This is a genomic window from Tindallia texcoconensis, assembly GCF_055383815.1.
In genome coordinates, this window is sequence record NZ_AP042431.1 from 2,251,413 (window position 1) to 2,274,720 (window position 23,308).

General features: G+C 40.6%; 22 protein-coding genes, 1 riboswitch and 1 other annotated feature. Of the genes, 21 read left to right on the top strand and 1 reads right to left on the bottom strand.

Features of this window, described 5'->3' with window-relative positions; genetic code table 11:
* Positions 1–37: 37 nt before the first annotated feature.
* The 10 genes from ACZ47N_RS10105 (at position 38) to galE (ending at position 10,757) form a co-directional block, all read left to right on the top strand.
* Entirely contained in the window at positions 38–2,062 is a 2,025-nt protein-coding gene (locus tag ACZ47N_RS10105) for a urocanate hydratase (RefSeq protein ID WP_464886430.1), read from the top strand.
* A gap of 125 nt (positions 2,063–2,187) precedes the next feature.
* Positions 2,188–3,456, top strand: a complete 1,269-nt coding sequence (hutI, locus tag ACZ47N_RS10110) for an imidazolonepropionase (RefSeq protein WP_464886431.1) — start codon at positions 2,188–2,190, stop codon at positions 3,454–3,456.
* Positions 3,457–3,491: 35 nt separating this feature from the next.
* A complete protein-coding gene (gene ftcD / locus ACZ47N_RS10115) occupies positions 3,492–4,397 on the top strand; it encodes a glutamate formimidoyltransferase (RefSeq protein WP_464886432.1) in 906 nt (301 codons plus the stop codon).
* 35 nt (positions 4,398–4,432) lie between these two features.
* Positions 4,433–5,053, top strand: a complete 621-nt coding sequence (locus ACZ47N_RS10120) for a cyclodeaminase/cyclohydrolase family protein (RefSeq protein ID WP_464886433.1) — start codon at positions 4,433–4,435, stop codon at positions 5,051–5,053.
* A 122-nt stretch (positions 5,054–5,175) separates the two neighbouring features.
* Positions 5,176–5,718 (top strand): hydrolase, encoded by a 543-nt coding sequence (locus ACZ47N_RS10125; protein WP_464886434.1) that lies wholly within the window; start codon positions 5,176–5,178, stop codon positions 5,716–5,718.
* Between the two features lie 194 nt (positions 5,719–5,912).
* Positions 5,913–6,776: a 3-methyl-2-oxobutanoate hydroxymethyltransferase gene (gene panB, locus ACZ47N_RS10130; protein WP_464886435.1), complete on the top strand. Its 864-nt coding sequence runs from the start codon at positions 5,913–5,915 to the stop codon at positions 6,774–6,776.
* Complete coding sequence (locus ACZ47N_RS10135) at positions 6,770–7,735, top strand: ketopantoate reductase family protein (protein ID WP_464886436.1); 966 nt, start codon at positions 6,770–6,772, stop codon at positions 7,733–7,735. The genes panB and ACZ47N_RS10135 overlap by 7 nt, the downstream gene beginning before the upstream one ends.
* 11 nt (positions 7,736–7,746) lie before the next feature.
* Positions 7,747–8,079 carry a YhdT family protein gene (locus ACZ47N_RS10140; RefSeq protein WP_464886437.1) on the top strand — a complete coding sequence of 111 codons (333 nt, stop codon included), beginning with the start codon at positions 7,747–7,749 and terminating at the stop codon, positions 8,077–8,079.
* A 16-nt stretch (positions 8,080–8,095) separates the two neighbouring features.
* Positions 8,096–9,592 (top strand): sodium/pantothenate symporter, encoded by a 1,497-nt coding sequence (gene panF, locus ACZ47N_RS10145; protein ID WP_464886438.1) that lies wholly within the window; start codon positions 8,096–8,098, stop codon positions 9,590–9,592.
* 154 nt (positions 9,593–9,746) lie between these two features.
* Positions 9,747–10,757 (top strand): UDP-glucose 4-epimerase GalE, encoded by a 1,011-nt coding sequence (gene galE, locus ACZ47N_RS10150; protein ID WP_464886439.1) that lies wholly within the window; start codon positions 9,747–9,749, stop codon positions 10,755–10,757.
* A 62-nt stretch (positions 10,758–10,819) separates the two neighbouring features.
* On the opposite strand, the gene ACZ47N_RS10155 is transcribed toward galE, so the two are convergent.
* Positions 10,820–11,500 carry a phosphoribosylaminoimidazolesuccinocarboxamide synthase gene (locus ACZ47N_RS10155; protein WP_464886440.1) on the bottom strand — a complete coding sequence of 227 codons (681 nt, stop codon included), beginning with the start codon at positions 11,498–11,500 and terminating at the stop codon, positions 10,820–10,822.
* A gap of 166 nt (positions 11,501–11,666) precedes the next feature.
* Between ACZ47N_RS10155 and ACZ47N_RS10160 the strand changes: the two genes are divergently transcribed.
* The 11 genes from ACZ47N_RS10160 to ACZ47N_RS10210 all read left to right on the top strand — a co-directional run bounded on the left by ACZ47N_RS10160 (position 11,667) and on the right by ACZ47N_RS10210 (position 23,164).
* On the top strand, positions 11,667–12,416 hold the full coding sequence (locus ACZ47N_RS10160) for an exodeoxyribonuclease III (RefSeq protein WP_464886441.1): 750 nt from the start codon (positions 11,667–11,669) through the stop codon (positions 12,414–12,416).
* 102 nt (positions 12,417–12,518) lie between these two features.
* Positions 12,519–12,701: riboswitch (Lysine riboswitch) on the top strand.
* Positions 12,702–12,801: 100 nt separating this feature from the next.
* Positions 12,802–14,058, top strand: coding sequence for an aspartate aminotransferase family protein (locus ACZ47N_RS10165; RefSeq protein WP_464886442.1), 1,257 nt, complete (start codon positions 12,802–12,804; stop codon positions 14,056–14,058).
* A 161-nt stretch (positions 14,059–14,219) separates the two neighbouring features.
* Positions 14,220–15,002 (top strand): SurA N-terminal domain-containing protein, encoded by a 783-nt coding sequence (locus ACZ47N_RS10170; protein WP_464886443.1) that lies wholly within the window; start codon positions 14,220–14,222, stop codon positions 15,000–15,002.
* A 332-nt stretch (positions 15,003–15,334) separates the two neighbouring features.
* Complete coding sequence (locus ACZ47N_RS10175; RefSeq protein ID WP_464886444.1) at positions 15,335–16,528, top strand: M20 metallopeptidase family protein; 1,194 nt, start codon at positions 15,335–15,337, stop codon at positions 16,526–16,528.
* A gap of 63 nt (positions 16,529–16,591) precedes the next feature.
* Positions 16,592–16,840 (top strand) — a binding site (T-box leader).
* A 58-nt stretch (positions 16,841–16,898) separates the two neighbouring features.
* The gene (locus ACZ47N_RS10180) at positions 16,899–18,266 is read left to right on the top strand and encodes a TrpB-like pyridoxal phosphate-dependent enzyme (RefSeq protein ID WP_464886445.1); all 1,368 of its coding nucleotides are present in this window, start codon (positions 16,899–16,901) and stop codon (positions 18,264–18,266) included.
* A 255-nt stretch (positions 18,267–18,521) separates the two neighbouring features.
* Positions 18,522–19,007 (top strand): dUTP diphosphatase, encoded by a 486-nt coding sequence (locus ACZ47N_RS10185; protein ID WP_464886446.1) that lies wholly within the window; start codon positions 18,522–18,524, stop codon positions 19,005–19,007.
* Between the two features lie 131 nt (positions 19,008–19,138).
* Positions 19,139–19,474 carry a DUF3870 domain-containing protein gene (locus ACZ47N_RS10190; protein ID WP_464886447.1) on the top strand — a complete coding sequence of 112 codons (336 nt, stop codon included), beginning with the start codon at positions 19,139–19,141 and terminating at the stop codon, positions 19,472–19,474.
* Positions 19,475–19,517: 43 nt separating this feature from the next.
* Positions 19,518–19,703, top strand: coding sequence for a hypothetical protein (locus tag ACZ47N_RS10195; RefSeq protein ID WP_464886448.1), 186 nt, complete (start codon positions 19,518–19,520; stop codon positions 19,701–19,703).
* Positions 19,704–19,724: 21 nt separating this feature from the next.
* Positions 19,725–21,083 (top strand): aminotransferase family protein, encoded by a 1,359-nt coding sequence (locus ACZ47N_RS10200; protein ID WP_464886449.1) that lies wholly within the window; start codon positions 19,725–19,727, stop codon positions 21,081–21,083.
* A gap of 30 nt (positions 21,084–21,113) precedes the next feature.
* Positions 21,114–21,935: a beta-keto acid cleavage family enzyme gene (locus ACZ47N_RS10205; protein ID WP_464886450.1), complete on the top strand. Its 822-nt coding sequence runs from the start codon at positions 21,114–21,116 to the stop codon at positions 21,933–21,935.
* A gap of 209 nt (positions 21,936–22,144) precedes the next feature.
* A complete protein-coding gene (locus tag ACZ47N_RS10210; RefSeq protein WP_464886451.1) occupies positions 22,145–23,164 on the top strand; it encodes a TAXI family TRAP transporter solute-binding subunit in 1,020 nt (339 codons plus the stop codon).
* Positions 23,165–23,308 lie beyond the last annotated feature (144 nt).

A 23,308-nucleotide genomic window follows, 5' to 3' on the forward strand; every position in this document is an offset into this window, starting at 1 on the left:
ATATGCCATAGAAGAATGGATGAAAGGAGCGAATACTATGTTAGATAGAAAAAATATTGGGCAAGCTATGACGATTAAGCTAGAAGGCCCCCTGCCAGAGAAGAAATCATTTCTTGAAGGAATTAGAAGGGCTCCAGACAGAGGGTTTAAGCTAACACCAGCTCAGACGGAGGTAGCGTTAAAAAACGCATTGCGATACATTCCAGAGGAGTACCATGCGGAGATGGCTCCAGAGTTTCTGGATGAATTGTTGACCATGGGACGCATATATGGCTATCGGTTTCGTCCTGAAGGAAATATTAAAGCAAAATCAATTAATGAATACCCAGGGAAATGTACAGAAGGCAAAGCATTTCAATTGATGATGGATAATAATTTGGATTTTGAGGTGGCGCTTTACCCCTATGAATTGGTTACCTACGGCGAAACAGGAAAAGTTTGTCAAAACTGGATGCAGTATCTTTTGATTCAAAAGTATCTACAAGAACTGACTCAGGATCAAACTCTTGTTGTTTCTTCTGGACATCCAGTAGGGCTTTTCAAGTCTAAGCCAGACAGCCCACGGGTGATTATTACCAATTCGTTGATGATAGGTATGTTTGATAACGCAAAAGATCAAGATATTGCAGAGCAGATGGGTGTTGCTAACTACGGTCAAATGACTGCTGGTGGATGGATGTATATTGGCCCTCAAGGTATTGTTCATGGAACGTTTAATACGCTGCTGAATGCTGCGAGGTTGAAGATGGGTCTCGCCGATGACAAAGATTTAGAGGGTATTCTTTTTGTATCTTCAGGACTGGGTGGAATGAGTGGTGCTCAGCCAAAAGCTGTAGAGATTGCCAACGGCGTAGGGATTGTTGCGGAGGTAGATGAATCCAGAATTAAAACACGGCATGATCAAGGATGGGTTCAAAAAGTGAGTGGAGATTTAGAAGAGGTTTATAGGTGGGCAAAAGAAGCTCAAAAGAATAAAAAACCACTATCTATTGCTTATCATGGAAATGTAGTGGACTTACTGGCTTATGCTGTAGAAAAAGACATTAAAATTGATCTGCTTTCTGATCAAACTTCCTGCCATGTTGCCTACGAAGGTGGGTATTGTCCACAGGGCATGACATTTGAAGAACGAACGCAGATGCTAAAAAATGATCGAGAAACTTTTATTCAGCGAGTAGACGAAACCCTGAAGACTCATTTTAAAGTTATTCAAAAACTAGTCGATAAAGGAACTTATTTCTTTGACTATGGCAATGCTTTCTTGAAAGCTGTTTTTGATGCTGGTGTTCAAGAAGTGTCTTTGAATGGTGTAGATGAAAAAGATGGGTTTATATTCCCTTCCTATGTGGAAGATATTTTAGGGCCAGAATTATTTGATTATGGGTATGGTCCTTTCCGTTGGGTTTGCCTCAGTGGTGACCCAGAAGATCTAAGAAAAACAGATGCAGCAGCCATGGAATGCATTGATCCAGAGCGTAGGGGACAAGATAGAGATAATTATGTCTGGATTCGAGATGCAGAGAAGAACAAAATGGTGGTAGGAAGTCAAGCTCGTATTCTTTATCAGGATGCTTATGGCAGAACCAATATAGCTCTCCGTTTCAATGAAATGGTGCGGAGGGGCGAAGTTGGCCCCATAATGCTAGGGAGAGATCATCATGATGTAAGTGGAACTGATTCGCCTTTTAGAGAGACTTCCAACATTAAAGATGGCAGCAATATCATGGCAGATATGGCTACACAGTGCTTCGCTGGCGATGCAGCAAGAGGAATGAGCTTAGTAGCCCTTCACAACGGGGGAGGCGTAGGTATTGGAAAATCCATTAATGGAGGATTTGGAATGGTATTAGATGGCAGCCGTAGAGCCGATAAAATTCTTGAAACTGCCATGTTGTGGGATGTTATGGGCGGTGTTGCAAGACGTGCCTGGGCTACCAATGAAAATGCCTTGACAACTAGTATGGAGTACAATGAACTGAATAAGGGTCAGGATCACATCACGCTACCCTATTTGGCAGATGATGAAATGGTGACAAAACTAGTAGCTGAGAAACTAACGTAACTAGTACAAAAGTGGAGAAGTCTTTACTTTGCAAATTGATTGCAAGGTAAAGGCTTCTGGCTATGAAGGACGAGTTTTGGTTTATGATGGTTTCATTAATCACTAGACTTACTGGAGGGATACGTATGAAGAAAGGTAAAATGATCATAAAAAACGCAGGTCAGTTGGTAACCTGCAGCGGTCATCATGCCAAACAAGGGAAAGAAATGGAAGAACTGCATATTATTGAAAAAGGAGCTATCATCATAGAAGATGGCATCATTCAATCTGTTGGAATAGAAGAAGATCTTCTAAAGGGTGTAGATCAGAGCCAATATGAAGTGGTAGACGCAGAGGGAAAGGCGGTGCTTCCTGGCTTCGTTGACTCCCACACCCATTTTGTTTTTGGCGGATACCGAGCGGAGGAATTCACCTGGAGGTTGCACGGTGTTGACTACATGGATATTATGAATCGTGGAGGCGGTATTATTAGCACCGTAAAAGCCACCCGAGAAGAAACCCAAGAGGAACTCTATGAAAATGGCTATAGGCGACTAACGTCTATGTTGTCTTTTGGTGTCACAACGGCGGAAGGAAAAAGCGGCTATGGTCTTAATAAAGAAACAGAACTAAAACAGCTAGAGGTCATGAAAAGGATTAATGAAAAACATCCGGTGGATGTGATTCCTACGTTTATGGAAGCCCATGCCGTGCCAGAAGAATATAAAGGCAAAGAAGATGAAATGATTGACAAAATCATTCAAGAAAGTTTGGTAGAAGTAAAAGAAAAAAATCTAGCAGAATTCTGCGATATTTTCACAGAAAAAAACGTCTTTACTATTGAACAGTCCCGAAAATTATTGACAGCAGCGGCTGAAATGGGCTTTAAACTAAAAATGCATGCAGATGAAATTGTGCCACTGGGGGGAGCGGAATTAGCCGCTGAAGTAGGAGCTGTTTCGGCTGATCATTTGCTACAAGCCTCGGATGCGGGTATTGCTGCCATGGCAGAAAAAGTGGTAGTGGCAACGTTATTACCAGGAACCGCATTTAGTTTAAAAGAACCATATGCCAGAGCCAGAGATATGATCAATGCCAATTGTGCTGTAGCATTGGCTTCGGATTTTAATCCAGGGAGTTGTCATACAGAGTCTATTCCACTTATTATTGCCTTAGCAACCCTTTATATGAAAATGACACCAGAAGAAGTCATTACAGCTTTGACTATTAATGGAGCTGCTGCAGTAGACAGGGCAGATCAAATAGGAAGTCTAGATCCTGGTAAAAAAGCAGATGTTATTATTTTGCAGGATGCTTCCTACCATTTCTTAGCCTATCATATAGGTGTTAATTCTGTTGAAAGGGTCATAAAAGATGGTATACTAGTAATGGATAACCGGCATAAACTTTTATAATTTGAAAATAATCAAGGACATAAGGAGGAAGTAATATGAGTGAAAAAAAACAAATTGTGCAGTGTGTTCCAAACTTTAGTGAGGGGCGAGATCAGAGTATTATTGAAAAAATTGCAGATGCATTTCGAAACACTGCGGATGTAAAATTATTAGACTATAGCAGCGATGAAGATCATAATCGTTGCGTTATCACAGCTTTAGGCGAAGCTCAAGCCATGAAAAAAGCCGTGGTGAAAGCAGTAGGAACAGCCTATGAACTAATTGATATGACAAAGCATGAAGGTCAGCATCCTCGCATGGGTGCCGCTGATGTGGTGCCTTTTGTACCAATCAAAGATATTACCATGGAAGAAACCGTAGCGTTGGCAGAAAGTGTGGCCAAAGAAATTGCAGAAACCTATGGCCAACCAATCTTCTTATATGAAAAAGCAGCCAAGACACCAGGTAGAGAAAACTTGGCAAAAGTTCGAAAAGGTCAATATGAAGCTATGGCAGCAAAAATTAAAGAACCTGAATGGAAGCCGGATTTTGGTCCCACAGAAATGCCTCCTCAAACTGGAGTAACCGCAGTGGGAGCACGTATGCCTTTAGTGGCCTATAATATCAACCTAGACTCTGCTGATTTAGCAATAGCGGATAAAATTGCTAAGCAGGTGAGACATCTTAGTGGAGGGTTGCGTTACTGCAAAGGAATGGGCGTTGAGTTAAAAGACAGAGGGATTGTTCAAGTTTCCATGAATATGACGGATTACAGCAAAACAGCCCTATATAGAGTGTTTGAACTAGTTAAAATTGAAGCTCAGCGATATGGTGTTAATGTGGTAGGAAGTGAAATTGTTGGAGCGGTTCCTATGGAAGCGTTAATTGATTCTGCTGCTTACTATTTACGCTTGGAAGAGTTCACCATGGAACAAGTATTAGAAACATCTTTAATGGAATAGAAAACCTATAATCTATGAAAGGAAAGGTGATATATATGTTAGCGGATAAAAGTGTAAAAGATTTTTTGCAGGAAACAGCATCGGATGCTCCCGTTCCAGGTGGAGGAAGCATTGCTGCTATGAGTGGAGCCACAGCAGCAGCTTTGACAGCCATGGTAGCAAATCTAACCATTGGCAAGAAGAAGTATTTAGAAGTTGAAGCACATATGAAAGAAATTCATGAGCGAGTGAATGCATCACGTCATCAGTTGATTGAATTGATTGATAAAGATGCTGAATCTTTTAATGGTGTGATGGCTTGCTTTAAAATGCCAAAAGAAACGGATGAAGAAAAAGAATCTAGAAAAGAAGCGATCCAGCAGGCGACAAAAGAAGCTGCAAGAGTTCCAATGAGTATTGCTGAAACTGTAATGGAACTGATGATTGATATTGAAATAGTAGTACAAAAAGGTAATAGCAATGCGATTACAGATGGAGCTGTTGCTGCAATGATGGGACGTACAGCCATTTTAGCGGCTCTGTATAATGTTAAGATTAACCTGGGAAGTATTAAAGACGAAAGTTTTGTCAAGGAAATGGCTGAAAAAGCTGCAAGTTTAGAAGAACAGGCGCAGATTCAAGAAAAACAAATTCTTCAACAGGTTGTTCTAGACTAGATTTAAAGTATATCTATTTGTTATCATTTAAGCTTTGCTCCTAGGAGCAAGGCTTTTGCCTTTGAACTATTCTCATTGAGGGTATTAATCTGGTGTGAATCATTATGAAAGGAAGTGGAAAAATGAGATTAACAAAAGAAAATACAGCGGCGGTTATCATTGATATGCAAGAAAAGTTAACACCTCATGTTCAAAACCACAAAGATCTTATTGAACGAATAAAAATTCTTATTAAAGGATTGCAAGCCTTAGGAGTTCCTATGATTGTGACGGAACAATACCGAAAAGGACTTGGTCCAACGATACCTGAACTAACAGAGGTTTTAGATGTAGGGGAGCCTCTTGAAAAAATGGCTTTTAGCTGCTGGGATGACCATGAGTTTCAAAAGGCAATGGATCAAACTGGAAGAAAACAAGTAATAGTAGCAGGAATTGAAGCTCATGTTTGTGTGTTGCAAACAGTTATCGATTTAAAAGAAAAAGGATTTCAGCCAGTGGTGGTAGAGGACTGTCTTTCATCTCGTAAAACAGCAGATAAAGACATTGCCATGAAAAGAATGATTCAAGAAGGCGCATTGATCGTAAGCTGTGAGTCGATTCTATTTGAATTATGTCGCTACGCTGGAACAGAAACCTTTAAGAAAATTTCTAAATTAGTAAAATAAGGGCATGTAAAATAAAAGCGTAGAATCTTTGAATGAAAATGAATGCATAGAAAAAAGGGTGCGAGTGATAACGACTCGCACCCTTTTTGTGCCCAATGAAAACAGATGATTTTAGTAATTCATAGAAAATAGGGCCAATTCATGCTAAGATATATTCGAATCAAGTAGGTGATACGAAAAAAGGGAGTGAGAGTGTGTCTAAAATAACCACCCAAAAACTTAAGAAAATGAAAGAAGAAGGCAGGAAAATAACCATGGTAACGGCGTATGATTATCCAACAGCAGTACTGGCAAATCAAGCTGGCATTGAAGTGATTCTAGTGGGAGATTCCTTAGCGATGACGGTTCTTGGAGAGGAAACCACGGTATCCATAAGCATGAAAGAAATGCTGCATCATATTCGACCAGTTGTTAAAGGTGCACCTGATGCCTTTATTGTGGGAGATTTGCCCTTTGGATCCTATCAAATATCTCCCCAAAAGGCAGTTAAAAATGCCATTAAGTTTATGAAAAAAGGTGGTTGTGACACGGTCAAACTAGAAGGGGGCAAGGAAGTTGCTGGAATTGTTAAAGCCATAGTTGATGCAGGCGTTCCGGTTATGGGACATATTGGCCTTACACCTCAAACGATATCAAAACTAGGTGGATTTAAAGTTCAAGGAAAAACGGTGGAAGCAGCTGAAATCCTTCTAGAAGATGCATATCAGCTTCAAGAAGCTGGAGCATGGGGATTGATTCTTGAAGCAATCCCTGAAGAAGTAGGGAGACTCATTACGGAAAACGTGACCATACCTACTATTGGGATAGGTGGTGGACGATATTGCGATGGTCAGGTTTTGGTTTTTCATGATATGTTTGGTCTTTTTCAAAAATTTGTTCCAAAGTTTGTCAAACAATATAGACACTTGGGTGAAGAAATAGTGAGTGGTCTGGAAGAATTTAAGAAAGAAGTTCAGGAAGGGCAATTTCCGGAAGAGAAGCATACATTTGGTGGTATAAGCCAAGAAGAGTTGAGGAAGCGGTTTCATTCAAAAAAAGCAGGAGGGGAAGAGTGTTGAAAATTGCCATTGTAGGATCTGGTGCCATGGGATGTCTCTATGGGTATCTTTTGAAAAGGATAGATTGTCAGGTTACCTTGATAGACACCTGGGAAGAACATGTGAAAGTTATTAAGGAAAAAGGATTGACAGTAATGGATGGCCTTGAAAGAAAGACAATATCCATGGAGGCTGTGACCGATGCCAGTAGCCTTACAGAAAAAATGGATTTAATCATTCTTTTTGTAAAAGCCTATGACACCAAATCTGCTTTTGCTCCTTGTTTGCACTTGATAGACCAAGATACTCGAGTATTGACATTGCAAAATGGAGCAGGGAATATTGAGGCAATTAGCTGTTTTGTACCCAAGAATAAAATCCTTAGTGGAACAACGGCCCATGGCGCGACCATGCAAGATAAAGGAGTAGTAATACATGCGGGGAAAGGGAAAACCTTTATTGGATGCGTAGAGGGTGAAAATGAGGAAGAAGTGAAGGAAATCCTTGCCATATTCAACAAGGCAGGGATTGAGACAGAACTTAAACCTAATATAGAGGAAATAATGTGGGATAAACTACTGGTGAATGTGGGGATCAATGGGTTAACAGCTATTCTGGAAATTGAAAATGGAAAATTACTAGAAATGGAGGAAACTCAAAAGTTAATGGGCTCCTTAGTAGCTGAGGCGGAAGAAGTGGCTAGGCATGAGAATATAAAGATATCTCATAAATTGCCGCTGGAACATGTTAAATCAGTTGCTAAAGCAACTGGGAACAATCAATCCTCAATGCTCCAGGATTTGAAGAGAGGTAGAAAAACAGAAATCGAATACATCAATGGTGCTATTGTGAGAAAAGGCCACTCACTAGGGGTTCCAACACCCTACAACGAAACCGTAGAGTTGCTGGTGAAAGCAAAAGAAAAATCATGGCTGTTAAGTGACCTTGATAGAACTAAGGAGCTGAAAAGAGAAGAATAAGGAGGGTTTTGATGCAGATAGAATCCAAAGAAAGAAAAAAAGGACAGGTATTTGTGGAGGATCCCCGATACAAGCAATGCAATCGAGAAGCTTTAATGGGAGTTGGCTTAGGGCTTTTAAACCTTATTTGGTGGTATGCATGGGGATATGGACTAGGTTCTGGACCTCCCGAAAATTACAGGTATATTTTAGGGTTTCCTGCATGGTTTTTTATGAGCTGTATTGCAGGGGCGGTCTTGTTTACTGGATTAACTATTTTGATGGTCTCTAGGTATTATAAAGAGATGCCTTTAGGAAAAATAACCAAAGAGGAAGCTGCTCATATAAAGAAAAACTTGGAATGATCTGGAGGGTAGTAGAATGGAAACTGTGAATTATGGAGTCTTGATGGCCTTGGTGGGATATTTTGCTATTGTTTTTGGCATTGGATTTTATAGCCTTGGCTATGTTTCCAAAGCACGGAAGGATAATGAAGCAGGTCCCAGTGGGTTTTTAACAGAATATCTGGCGGGTGGTCGTGACCTGGGTGGTTTTGTTTTGGCCATGACAATGGTGGCTACCTATCTTAGTGCAGGCAGCTTTATTGGAGGGCCAGGTACTGCCTATACCTTTGGTCTTGGTTGGGTATTTCTTGCCATGAGTCAAATGCCAACCGGGTACTTTACTTTGTCAGTTTTGGGTAAAAAATTTGCAATTATCGCAAGGAAAATTGAGGCGGTAACCGTGACGGATTTTCTACGGGCTAGGTATCAGAGTAAAGCCATTGTTATTCTTTCTTCGCTATCAATTATATTCTTTTTTATTGCCGCCATGAGTGCTCAATGGATAGGCGCTGCTCGATTGATAGAAGGCTCTGTTGGATTGAGCTATCAAGCAGCTTTATTTTTCTTTGCGGTAACGGTTTTAGCATATACAACCATAGGAGGATTTCGTGCCGTAGCCCTTACGGACAGTTTGCAGGGAATTGTGATGACCATTGGAACGATTGTTCTTTTAATTGCTACCATTATGGCTGGTGGTGGAGTCAGCAATATTATCCAAGGAATGTATGCAAAAGATCCGGGCCTTATTACTCCTTATGGGATTGAAGAAGGTTTTATGACAAAAGCATGGGTAACATCTTTCTGGATTTTGGTTGGATTTGCAATTGTTGGACTTCCGCAGGTAGCTACAAGAGCCATGAGTTATAAAAATAGCAAAAGCCTGAAGAATGGCATTATTTATGGCACTGTGGTATCCATGGTTTTGCTCTTGGGCATGCATTTTGTAGGTGCCTTTGGCAGTGTTTTGGTTCCAGGCATCGAAGCGGGAGATTTGGTGGTTCCCATTTTAACGACGGAACTTTTTCCTAGTGTGATTGCAGGGATCATTCTAGCAGGTCCGCTGGCAGCGGTGATGTCCACCGTAGACTCTCAGCTTTTGGTTGTTGTAGGGGCTATGGTAAATGATCTTTACACAAACTATATAAATCCCAAAGCTAAAAACAACGCTAAGCTTACCGCTAAAGTGAGTTATGGGGCTACGGTAGTGGTGGGAGTTATTATTTTTATGATCGCTTTTAATCCGCCACCATTGATGGTATGGCTTAATCTTTATGCCAACGCAGGACTCATTTCTACTTTTATTTGGACGGTTATTCTGGGGCTATATTGGAAAAGGGCGAATGCATCTGGTGCCCTGGCTTCTATTATCGTGGGTACAGGATCCTATATTCTGTTCGACAACATATGGGTAAGACCATTTGGGACCCATAATATTGTATTGCCTTTAGTCTTATCATTGATTGCTTTTGTGTTGGTAAGCGTATGTACGGAAGCACCGGATGATGAAGTGATGGATTTGTTTTGGGGTATTTAGGGGATGGGAGTTGGAATGTAAAATTGTGGGAAAGCCTATTTCTAGGAGAGGAACTTGAAGATCTTTAGGTGGTGGCCATTAGAGGATGGATAGGTTAAAATTGAAGGAAAACAGGTAGATTTCTATAAATCAACCTATAGGAAGGAGAAAGAATATGTCGGTTTTAGTTACGGGAGGTGCTGGATATATTGGTAGCCACACCTGCTTGCAATTACTAAAGGAAAACTACGAAGTAGTGGTATTAGACAATTTGTCCAACAGTAGTGTGAAAGCAGTAAAAAGAATAGAAAAGATGTCAGGTAAATCTGTTGTGTTTTATCAGGGGGACTTGCTGGATCCTAAGGTAGTAAATCAGGTTTTTCGAGAAAATAAGATTACTGAAGTCCTTCATTTTGCAGGCTTAAAAGCAGTGGGAGAATCTGTGGAAAAGCCTCTTTGGTATTATCACAATAATATTACAGGCACTCTTATTTTGTGTGAAACGATGAAATCTTTTGGCGTAAGAACATTGGTTTTTAGTTCGTCGGCGACTGTCTATGGAAGGCCAGAAGGGGTGCCTATTTCTGAAGAAGCGCCTACGGGGGCAACGAACCCGTATGGTCGAACGAAATGGATGATTGAAGAAATACTTCGGGATATGCATCAAGCAGATCCCGAGTGGCGGATTGCACTACTTCGATATTTTAATCCCATAGGAGCGGATGAAAGCGGTGAAATAGGAGAAGATCCAGAGGGGTTGCCTAACAATCTGATGCCTTTTATTACACAGGTAGCCGTAGGGAAACGAGATAAATTAATGGTTTTTGGGGACGACTACGATACGCCGGATGGCACTGGTGTCCGGGACTACATTCATGTAACGGATTTGGCAGAAGGCCATTTGAGGGCTTTGGAAAAAATTAAAAAAGATACCGGTGTGAAGACCTATAATCTTGGAACGGGAATTGGTTATAGCGTGATGGATATTGTAAATGCCTTTGAAAAAGCAACAGGTATTTGTGTGCCCTACGAAATAACAGAAAGAAGACCAGGAGATATTGCTAGTTGTTACGCTGATCCATCTTTATCTGCACAAGAATTGGATTGGAAGGCAAAAAAATCCATTCAGGATATGTGCTGTGACGCATGGCGCTGGCAGCAAAATAACCCGAATGGTTACCGATAAACTGAATTTCTTGTTTTGTAGTCTGGCAAGGATTCATGAAGAGCTGGCTGGGAAGCCAGCTCTCAGACTTGTAAAAGGATTTTTTCCAATTCAAAGGGGGTTATTTGTCGGCCTTTCTCATAGGCACGCATATTGCCACCGGAAATTTCGTCGATTAATACAATTTCTCCGTTGGATCTTCCGAATTCAAACTTAATATCATATAAGGTTAGTCCCTTGGCTTCCATTAATTCTCTCACAATGGATGCAATTTTTTTGGTCAGTTCTTTGAGGGAGACGTACTCATCCTTAGAGAGGATGCCCAGCATCTCCAGAGCGTCTTCTGAAATAGGCGGATCTTGTCTATGGTCATCTTTCAAGGTAACTTCCACAAAAGCATCTAAAGGTTGACCTTCTTCTACATATTGGCCATAACGCCGATAAAAACTACCGACTGCTTTATAGCGGCATATTACTTCCAAGCCTTTACCAAATAGGTTGGCAGGTTTCACTGTCATGGTAGCAGTATCCAGGTCTGCATCTATATAATGAGTGGGGATGCCTTTTTCGTGAAGCTTTTCAAAGAAAAACTTACTCAGTCGAAGCCCAGACTTGCCAGCTCCTTCTATGGAGAGTCCGATTTCGTTAGAGCCAGGATCAAAGACCCCATCCTTACCTGTCATATCGTCTTTAAACTTCAATAAAATAAATCCATTGGGCAGCTGAAATACATCTTTTGTTTTTCCTGTATAAATTCGTTTCACTGTGAAAAAAACCCCTTTCCTTATTGTCTTGATTCTATTATGCTCTATCATGATGATTTTTTCAATGTTTAGGATTATTCGAGGGTACTTGCCAGTGAAATGAGAACATGGTAAGGTACAATAGGAATACACGAAATGCAACCTTAATAGACGAAAGAGGTGGACCATGAAATTAATATCGTGGAATGTAAATGGGTTAAGAGCTTGTGTTAAAAAAGGATTTTTGGATTATTTTAATGCTGTTAATGCAGATATATTCTGCCTTCAGGAAACAAAATTACAGCCGGATCAAATCGATCTGGAACTGGAAGGGTATTTACAGTATTGGAATTCTGCAGAAAAAAAAGGATATTCTGGAACTGCTGTCTTTAGTCGCATAAAGCCATTATCCATTCAATATGGACTTGGATTAGATGCTTATGACGGGGAAGGTAGAGTCATTACTTTAGAGTATGAAGATTTTTATTTAGTGAATGTCTATACTCCCAACTCACAAAGAGAGCTAACCAGGTTGGATTTCAGAATGGATTGGGAAGATGTGTTTCGATACTATTTGATGACCCTAGATGAAAAAAAGCCTGTGGTATTATGCGGTGATTTGAATGTAGCGCATCAAGAAATTGATTTAAAGAACCCCAAAAACAATCGTCGCAATGCAGGATTCACGGAAGAAGAGCGCGAAAAAATGACACAGCTTTTAAACACTGGATTTGTGGATACCTTTCGATATTTTTATCCAGAGAAAGAAGGTGCCTATACATGGTGGTCTTACATGAGGCAGGCGAGAGATCGGAATGCTGGATGGAGAATTGATTATTTTATTGTGTCCGAAACCCTTCAGTCCAAATTAAAAAAAGCGGAAATCCATGCAGACGTTATGGGAAGTGATCATTGTCCTGTTATGCTTGAATTATGAGCAGCAGGGAATGAGTGTTGACATTGAGGAATGCGTGGCCTATAATAGATATTGGAAATGTGGTTACTTTTTTAACAGCAATTAAAGCAAAAGGCATGTGGTATCATAAATAGAGGAGCGGTCATAGGGTAATCGGAAAATGATAAGGAGGCACACCTCCGACGATTCTGGTGAAGGCTTTGACTGCCGAAAGAACAATACTGGTGTGCGGTGGGTTCTTGACAGGTCAGGACAGTCCTGGGTTGTTGTCATGCCGTTTTCTGTGCATGGAGAGCTATTTATGTAATGAGGCATCATTACGTAGATGGCTTTTTTTATACCCATAACCATTGATGCCTAAAGCCTGAGTACGTTAATAATCAGCGAAAAGAAAGGTGGTTATTTCATGAACAGTGTACCAAAATTAAACCTTGAGAAGTCGATGAAGATGTTTGAAGAGGCTAAAGAAGTTTCGCCTGGAGGATTGCTAGGTATTAGACGTCCATACAACTTTGTAGAAGGTGAATATCCGATTTTCATTGAAAAAGGATATGGCGGGCATATTGTCGATGTGGATGGAAATGATTACATTGATATGCTTTGTGGATATGGGCCTATTATCCTGGGATACAGAGAGCCAGAAATAAATCAGGCTGTCATTGAACAGATGGAAAAAGGTTTTTGTTTTTCCTTAGTACAAGAGATACAAAATACACTGACGAAGCGTCTTATTCGTTTGATTCCATCAGCAGAGATGGTTGTGCTGGCTAAAACTGGATCGGATGTTACCACCATGGCGGTTAGAGTAGCTCGAGGCTTCAATGGTAAAACCAAGGTTCTGCGTTGTGGTTACCATGGATGGCATGATTGGTGTGTAGAAGTTCCAGGTGGGGTGCCAGAAGAAATTCAAAAGATGACCGTAGAGTTTCCTTATGGAGACTTAGATGCATTAGAAGCAACCTTAAAAGAACATGGCGATGATGCGGCTTGTATTGTGCTTACGCCAGTGGGTCATCCACTTTCTGCTCCTGTAGAAGAACCTCCGGCTGGATACCTAGAAGGAGTTCGGGAATTAGCAGATAAATATGAAACGGTATTGGTCTTTGATGAAATACGCACCGGTTTTCGTGTTGCCATGGGTGGAGCTCAGCAGCGTTACGGAGTAACACCAGATCTTTCTACCTTTGGAAAAGCAATGGCCAATGGTTACCCTATTAGTGCACTGGTTGGGAAAAAAGAAATCATGAAAGTAATTGAAAAAGAAGTATTTATCAGTTCTACTTTCTTTCCGAACAGCTTAGAAATGCAGGCATCTATGAAGTGTATCGATATTCTGGAAAGAGATAATGTATTAGAAAGCATTTGGGAGCGGGGAGAAGATTTCCTTAGCAAAATGGAAAAAATCGTACAAGAATCTGACGTGCCTGCAACGGCGTCTGGAATTCCTCCTATGCCTTACATTACTTTTGATAAAGTGGATGATCAGTATAAGGAAAGAAGGAAATTTTTCTATACAGAGACTATCCGTAGAGGTTTATTTATTCAGCCATATCACCATGGCTATATTTGTCATCGCCACACAGATCAAGACTTAAAAGATGCCTTGGGTGCAATGGAAGAAGCGTTGAAGCATACCCATCAGGTGTTTCCGCAGAAAAAATAAAAGCATTACTTGAAGAGTTGAGTCCTTGTCGAAGCAGAACGTTTGTCGACAAGGGCTTTTTCAGCTCTATTGTAACCAATTTAGAGTTTCGTTTGAAAGTTTACTTATTCTATGTTAAAATAGCCTTCATGCTTAAAAAGGATATGGAAAGGGGTTATCAAGTGAAGTTCAATAAAAAAGGGTTTTTAATAATGGTGGCACTTTTGGTAGTGATGCTTACAGCGTGTGGCGACTCAGCAGAGGAAAAAGATTATGAAGAAGCGGCTGAAGTGGATCAAGGCGAAGTAGCGGCTGAAGTGGATCAAGGCGAAGTAGTGGCGTTGGTTAACGGAGAAGAAATCTATGAGATGGAGTTTCAAAGACAGGTTGACAGAATGATCGCAGCCAATGAAAACCAAGGAATGGTGTTGGAAGACAACGAAGAAGGAGAAATGGTGAAAGCTCAGATAAAAGATCAGGTAATTCAGTATCTGATCCATCAGCAATTGTTTATGCAAGAAGCCCAAAAACGCAATATAGAAGTGACGGATGAAGAGGTAGAGAATGACCTGAAAACGATTAAGGATCATTTTGGTTCAGAAGAAGAGTTTGAACAGACCATGGAAGAAAATTTGTATACAGAAATGGAATTGAAACAAACCTTGAGAACTGAACTCACAGTGGAAGCGTTGCTAGAAGACGAAAGTCCAGATGTGGTCGTGGAAGAAGATGAGCTAAGGGAATACTATAGTTTTTATGAAATGCAGCATCAACAGCAAATGGCAATGATTCAACAGCAAGAGATGGAGATTTCCGAAGAGGAGATGGAGTTGATGCAACTACCGTCTTTTGAAGAAATGAAAGACGATTTGCGTCATCAAATCATCATGGAAAAACAACAGGAATATCACATGAAGATGGTTGATGAGCTGATGGAAGCCAGTGAAATAGAAATACTTATTTAAAGATGAACACCTCATTTGAATGGGGTGTTTTTTTATATGGTTTTGTCATCACCCTAGATTTATTGCAATATTTAGATGAGTTGATGAAGTTCGAATTTTGCTTGACATCATAAAGCAGTTAATCGTATGATAAACAGAAAGTATGTCTTAAGAGATTAGGCATTTCTATTTTTCTGAACTACAGAGCATGTAGGAAAGAACCACTGTTATCGTGAGAAAAGAGAAAATGATTCAGGTTACTGGTGGGATTCATTTGATTAATAAGATATTCCTAGGTTGATTTTTCGAAGGATGTTGCTCGGATAAAGGACCGAAAAGAAAGAGGGGAAAGGATGGGACTAAAAAACATATTAAAAAAGGAAGTAGAGAGTTTCAAAGAAGAACTTATTCAGCTGCGAAGAGATTTTCATCAACATCCGGAGTTGGGGTTTCAAGAATTCCGCACTTCCAGCATAGTAGCATCTTATTTACAAGATTGTGGAATAGAAGTAGAGATGGTGGCTGAAACTGGTGTAGTAGGCGTTTTGAAAGGCAATTCGCCTGAACCCGTACTGATGCTCCGGGCAGATTTGGATGCACTGCCTATCGAGGAAAAGACGGATGTTCCTTTTAAGTCGGTTTATGAAGGGAAGATGCATGCGTGTGGTCATGATGGCCACACGGCGATGCTGATGGTAGCGGCTAAAATAATGGCAAAACATCGGGAAGAATTAGATGGAACAATAAAATTTGTTTTTCAGCCTAATGAAGAAGACGCTGGTGCGGCCATTATTATCGAAGAGGGTGTGATGGAAACTCCAAAAGTAGATGCAGCTTTGGGACTCCATTTATGGACGCCGATTCAAAGTGGAAAAATAGGAGTAGCAGCGGGACCATTGATGGCATCCAGTTACTATTTTTGGTTAACGATAAAAGGCAAGGGAGGGCATGGAGGGGCACCACATTTGGCCATAGATCCAATATTCTGTGGAAAAGAAATAATGAATGCCCTCCAATCTATTGAGACGAGAGAGCAGGATGTGTTGAAACCTACCTTAATTAATTTTGGCCAGTTCCATGCAGGGACTAATCCCATTATTATATCTCATCAAGCAGAACTGGCTGGATCAGTGCGTTGTTTACACGATGAAGATGCAAAAATTCGGAAGCGTTTCGAAGAAATTGTTTCTCAAGTGTGTGATATGTATGGAGCTAAATACGAGTTAACCTTTAAGTGTGGCAATGAGTTATTAGATAATGATTCAACGATGACGGATCTGGTGAAAGAGAGTGCTGTGGAAGCCGTTGGAATGAAGAATATTCAAGAGACTGGACTGACGGTAATGCTAGGGGAAGACTTTGCCTCTTTTGCAAACATAGTACCAAGTGCCTTCTTTTTTTTAGGCGTAGGAGATTCGGAGAAAAAAACAGATTTGCCTCATCATCATCCAGAGTTTAAGTTGGATGAAGAGGTGTTGCCATTAGGAGTAGAGATGCATATTCGGGGAAGCATGGCGTATTTCGAAAAATTCAAGAACAAGAAATGATGGCGACAAAATATTTGACAACAATCCTTCTTATGTGTATAATCAGATCAATTAATTTAATAAGATAAAATGAAGATCAGGAAGAGTAAGGATCTTTTTCGAAATAACAGAGAGTCGGTGAAGGTGGGAATCCGACATTTCGATGGATGCTGAATGGGCCTGTGAGTGGGGAACTGAAATTCTTTAGTAAGTGACCTCGGGATTCTCCCGTTACAGAGATAGAATATCGATCTTAGGATCCGTATTTGAAAAAGATAAATTGTTGCCTGCAACAATTTAATTGAGGTGGTACCGCGAGAAGTCGCCCTCTATGCTTTGGCATAGGGGGTTTTTTGTTTAGAAAAACAATATTTTGGAAGGAGAGATAATAATGAAAAGAGTTCCGTATCGTGTCTATCTTGATGAACAGGAGTTGCCAAAACAATGGTATAATATACAAGCAGATATGCCTGTAAAATGCAAGCCACCATTGCATCCAGAAACTCAAAAACCTATAGTGCCAGAAGACTTAGCATCTATTTTTCCCATGGAATTAATCAAGCAAGAAGTTACTCAAGAACGCTATATTGACATACCAGAAGAAGTGCAAGAAATGTACAGATCTTTTCGCCCATCGCCACTTTGTCGGGCTTACCGTTTAGAGGAAGCTTTAGGAACACCAGCAAAAATATACTACAAATATGAAGGGACAACCCCTTCTGGCAGTCATAAAATGAATACAGCTATTCCTCAAGTATACTATAATAAACAAGCTGGAATCACCCGGTTAGCGACGGAGACTGGGGCTGGACAATGGGGGTCAGCCTTAAGCATCGCATCCCAAATGTTTGGGTTGGAATGTATGGTTTATATGGTGCGAATTAGCTATGAACAGAAACCATACCGCAAGTCTTTGATGCAGACGTATGGAGCCAACGTGATACCGAGTCCTAGTAAACAGACGAATGCGGGCCGTACTATCCTTGAAAAAGACCCTCACTCTCGAGGAAGTCTTGGCATAGCCATTGGCGAAGCAGTAGAAGACGCAGCTTCCCGCAAAGATACCAGTTATGCCCTTGGGAGCGTTTTAAATCATGTGATTTTGCATCAGACAATCATCGGGGAGGAAGCTATTAAACAGATGGAAAAAATCAGTGAGTATCCAGATATAGTCATTGGATGCTGTGGAGGTGGCAGTAATTTTGCTGGAATTTCATTTCCTTTTTTGAAAAAAAACATTCAAGAAGGAGCAAAAACTCGATTTTTAGCTGTGGAGCCAGCGGCTTGTCCCACTCTGACCAAAGGGAAATTTGCTTACGATTTTGGGGACACTGCAAAAATGGCACCCATCACTAAGATGTATACCTTGGGGCATGATTTTGTGCCAGAGGGAATTCATGCTGGAGGTCTTCGATACCATGGCGAGTCTCCTTTGGTGAGTCAGTTATACAACGATGGATTGATTGAAGGCAGAGCTTTGCCGCAGACAAAGGTATTTGAATCGGCGATTCAGTTTGCTAGAGCTGAGGCAATTCTTCCAGCACCAGAGTCTGCACATGCCATTCAGGCAGCAATAGATGAAGCGTTAGAATGTAAAAAAACTGGTGAAGAAAAAACAATTCTTTTTGCGCTGAGTGGACATGGACATTTTGATTTATCCGCCTATGAAGCTTATTTATCCGGCAGTATATGCGATGTTGAGTATACAGAAGATATGCTTCAAGAAGGGCTAAGATGCGTTCCATCTATTGGCTGTTAGGGAAATTTTTTACGAATGCTTTCTGCTTGTGATATATAGATAGGATGTTCAGATAGAAAAGGGCCAGCCTATTTTGCATAGGAAAGATAACCGCCCCTATAGAGGGCGGTTTATGCGTGCAAAGAGAGAGATAATATTGTATGATGGAAGGTGGATTCAATCCTATGTATCTAGGAGAGGAATAAAGGGTATTCGAAATTAGGGTTGAATCCACCGATGCACCAAGTAGCATTGAAAGAAAGTGGGGAGGTTAAAATGAATTGGACGGAATTGTTTAAACAACAGAAAAGACTGGATCAATTTATTCAGCAAAACCATGGTCTGGAGAGGGACGATTTAAGGGAACGAAAGATATTGGCTTTTGTTGTGGAGTTGGGAGAATTAGCGAATGAAACACGTTGCTTTAAATTTTGGAGTTTAAAAGAATCATCGCCAAAAGAAAAAGTTCTAGAAGAATACGTAGATGGCCTTCATTTTTTATTAAGTCTTGGCCTAGATATGGACTACGTTTTTAATGAACTGGAGCCAGAAGGCATCTGTGAAGATTTGACGCGTCAGTTTATAGTGGTGTATCAGGCGGCCATTCAGTTTCAACAGGAGATGGAATATGCTGGATATCATCAACTTTTTCAGGCTTTTGTTGCTTTGGGAGAAAAGCTAGGCTTTACCCGTGAAGAAGTGATACAAGCATATTTGGAAAAGAATAAAGTAAATCACCAAAGGCAAAAAGAAGGATATTAAAAATTCCTTTATGATAGAGCATTTCAAAGGATGTAAACGATTGCATGGCAGATGGGACTTGAAAAAAAATGGACAAATGTGTATAATGACGGTGAGAATAGTTTTAATATTATGTGCAGGTGGTGAAGGCGATGGTGAATTACTCCAACAATACGGTCTATTTTATTGCCTACGCTAAGCTCCCGGGAGAAATACCGGCTGCCAACGTTCATAGAGTAGTTGGTTTAGGGCTTATCATTGATCGCAATAGTGGAGAAATAGTGGATGTTTCCTGCACATTGCTTACTCAAGAGGCAAGAGATTTTATTAAAACCGTACTAGTTGGACACAATATTCATGAAGAAACTGCGGAACAGATTACGGCATCCATTAAAGATCGTTATCACGGGTTTGCACAAAAAGCATTGTGTGTTGCCTTGAGAGGTGGGATCGAAAGGTATCTTCAGTGGAAAAGTGAATCTAAGTAAGGATATTGGAAAAAGATGTACTACTTGATAGGTGCTGCTTAATATGTATGCTGCTTTATCCGCCGCTTTGGCATATCCTGCCAAAGGACTAGCGGGTGGAATCCAGTATAACCGAACCATTGATGCTAAGAGAGCAAATATGCTTATGACAAGCTTGCTGCTTAGGGTAAAATGGTATCTGTTGTACTGGTTTTTGTTTTATATAGAACAAAAACCTAAAACATACTAAAACATATAAGGGGGATTCGAGATGAGTCAGAACAAAGCTCCGAAAAATCATGTTTTTTATCGAAATCAGAACTGGATTTACCCAAGAATCGAAAGTGGAGAAGGTATTTACCTTTATGGAGAGGATGGAAAAGAATATATTGATGCCTGCTCTGGTTCTGCAGTTGCAAATATTGGTCATGGGAACACTGAAATAGCACAGTTTGCAAAAGAGCAAATCGAGAGGGTTGCGTTTACACATCTTTCAAGATGGACAGTAGACACCATCGAAAAATGTGCTGAAAAAGTGTGCCAATGGGCACCGGGCGACTTAAATCATGTTTACTTTGTGTCTGGTGGGTCTGAAGCCACAGAGACAGCAATAAAGATGGCGAGACAGTATTTTGTTGAAAGAGACGGAAAAGAAAGCAAAAAGTGGAAAGTGATAAGTAAATGGAATTCGTATCATGGTAATACGTTGGGAGCTCTTTCGATGACAGGCATACCAGGTCGTAGAAAAATTTACGAACCAATGCTAGTTGATTTCCCTAAGATTCCACAATTCTATCATTACAGAAATCCATGGGAGTGCAAAACTTTAGAAGAAACCAGTATCAAAGCAGCTGAAGCATTAGAGGAAGAAATCATCAAGCAGGGTGCTGAGAATATTTGTGCGTTTATATCAGAGCCGGTGGTTGGTTCAGCCATTCCGGGTGTTCATCCAGAAAAAATATACTTTGATAAAGTAAGAGAAATCTGTGATCGTTACGACATCTTGTTTATAATGGATGAGGTAATGGCAGGATTTGGTCGAACTGGCAAAAAATTCGCATCTGATCACTTTGATGTGGTACCGGACATCATTACGTGTGCCAAAGGAATGAGCTCAGGCTATACACCTATGGGAGCCGCCATATGTACAGGAAAGATCTTTAACACCATTATGGTAGAAGGAAGCGGGAACTTCATTCATGGGCATACCTATGCCAGTAACCCATTATCGTGTGGCATTGCACTAAAAGTACTAGAGATCATAGAGCGTGAAGGATATTTGCAAAATGCGGCAGAACAAGGCGATTACTTTGGGGAAAGACTAGAACAATTGTATAAATATCCTATTATTGGCGATGTTCGCGGAAAAGGTCTTATGTGGGGTATTGAATTTGTTCAGAATAAAGAGACGAAAGAACCTTTTGATCCAACGGTTAACTTAAAAGGTAAATTTACTGTAAATTGTCTGGCAGAAGGCGTTGTGCCATATCCTGGAGGAGGAGCTGCGGGCAATGGAAAAGGTGATGATACGCTTCTGGCTCCACCTATCAATATTACGCGAGAAGAAACAAAAGAAATGATGGACAGACTAGAAAGAGCTATTGACAAAACTTGCAAAGAGGTCCTGTAAATACTCGATAGAATAAAGGAGGCGTTATTGTTGGAAAAATTAATTATTACCTTGGCACCAACGGGAAATGTACCCACTCGAAAGCTTAATGAGAGCACACCGGTAACACCAGATCAGATTGTAGCAGATTTAGAAAGATGCCGGGAAATGGGTGTCTCTGTTGGCCATTTGCATGTTCGTGATGAGGAAGAAAAACCCACTTGTGATCGGGCTATTTTCAAGGAATTGATCGACAAGATTCATGAAAAGAAAATGGATATTATTACTCAAGTATCAACTGGTGCAAGAGGTGGAGGTAACACAGCAGAGTGGAGAAGTCAGATGTTGGACTTGAATATAGAAATGGCAAGTCTATCCACGGGTTCTTCAAACTTTCCAACTGCAGTGAACGCCAATCCACCAGAATTAATAGAGCATTTGGTATCTAAAATGAATGAAAACAATGTGAAACCAGAAATTGAAGCATTTGATGTGGCGATGATTGACAATGCAAAGTTTTTAATCAAAAAAGGTGTGTTAAAAACACCTGTTCACTTTAATTTGGTAATGAATGTGCCAGGCTCTATTAAAGGGACACCCAAAAACTTGATGCATATGATTGAGAGCTTGCCACCAGATTCAACCTGTAGTGTTATGGGCGTAGGGAATGCACAAGTGCAGATGCTTACCATGGCTATTGCTATGGGTGCTCATGTAAGAACAGGTTTGGAAGATGTTCTGGTAATGCCAGATGGCACACAAGCCACCAATGTGAAATTGGTGCAACAGGTAGTTAATATTGCGAAAGCAGTAGGTCGTGAGATGGCAACACCTGATGAAGCTCGTGTGATGCTAGGACTTCCGGCTAGATAAAGCAGTATATGGATCTTCGATAAAAGAAAGAAATGAATGTGAACTTGCAGAAACTATGCTAGTTGAAGAAAATATTGACTTTTAGATCTCGAAAGAGTAAAATATACGGTGAAAGTAAGTAAATACAGAAATATCACAAAATTAACACAGTACTCTAAGGGTACTGTGTTAATGATAAATTATGAAGTGAAGAAGAAAAGGGGGATTTTATGAACAAGAAACGTTTTGGATTGTTGTTAGTGGGATTGTTGGTTATTAGCTTGGCCTTCGTCGGTTGTGGTGGCGGAGAAGAGGCGCCAGCAGAAGAAAATGGAGATGAAGCAGCAGCACCAGCAGGAGAGGTACAAGAGTTGCTTTATGCTACAGGTGGAACAGCAGGTACGTACTACCCACTTGGAGGAGCTATGGCAGCAGTATGGAATGAGCATATTGATGCCATTAATGTGACCATTCAGCCATCTGGAGCATCTGTTGAAAATCTTCGCTTGTTGGATAGTCGAGATGCCGACATCGTTTTAGCCATGAATAACATTGCTGAAGATGCATGGCATGGAGAAGGATCTTTTGAAGGTGTTGAAGTTAAAGGATTCAGAGCTATAGGTGTTGTATATCCTGAAATTATCCAGGGTGTAGGACTAGTGGATAGCGAGGTCTTTACTATTGAAGATCAGGCAGGTAAAACCGTTGCAGGTGGACCTCCTGGAAGTGGTACGGCAGCAACAACTCCACATATCTTTGCTGCACATGGACTGGAAGAGGGCGACATGACCGTAGTGAATGATACCTTTGGAGATGCGGTTGACAAAATGAAAGATGGACATGTGGACGCTGCATGGAACGTATTGGGAGCACCTGCTTCTGCTATTGTTGACCTACTAACAGCTCGTGAAGTTGCTTTCTTGGAAATCACAGGGGATGAATTAGCCCAATTGCAGGAAGACTTCCCGCTAATTGCACCACATGTGATCCCAGCAGGAACCTACAACTATCGTGGAGAAGATTATGATGAGATTCATACCATCGCACTTCAAGCTGTTTTGTATGTAAGAGATGACTTAGACGATGATATTGCTTATGATCTGGCGAAAATTATGTATGAGCATAATGATCAAATTGCAAGATCTCACGCTACAGGAGAGCAAATCGTTATCGAAAACGCTCTGAATGGAATCACCACAGAATTCCATCCTGGTGCTATTCAGTATTATGAAGAACAAGGTATGATGTAAACTCCACAGAAGAGTAGTAAGGATTGTCATGTAAACCGGGCATGAACCATGCCCGGTTTGTTTTCCGGAACTTTTCAGAAAAAACAGTAATGAAAACGTTACCCCTAATCTTCGAGTAGAGATGTGAAGAAAAAATGGAATTTT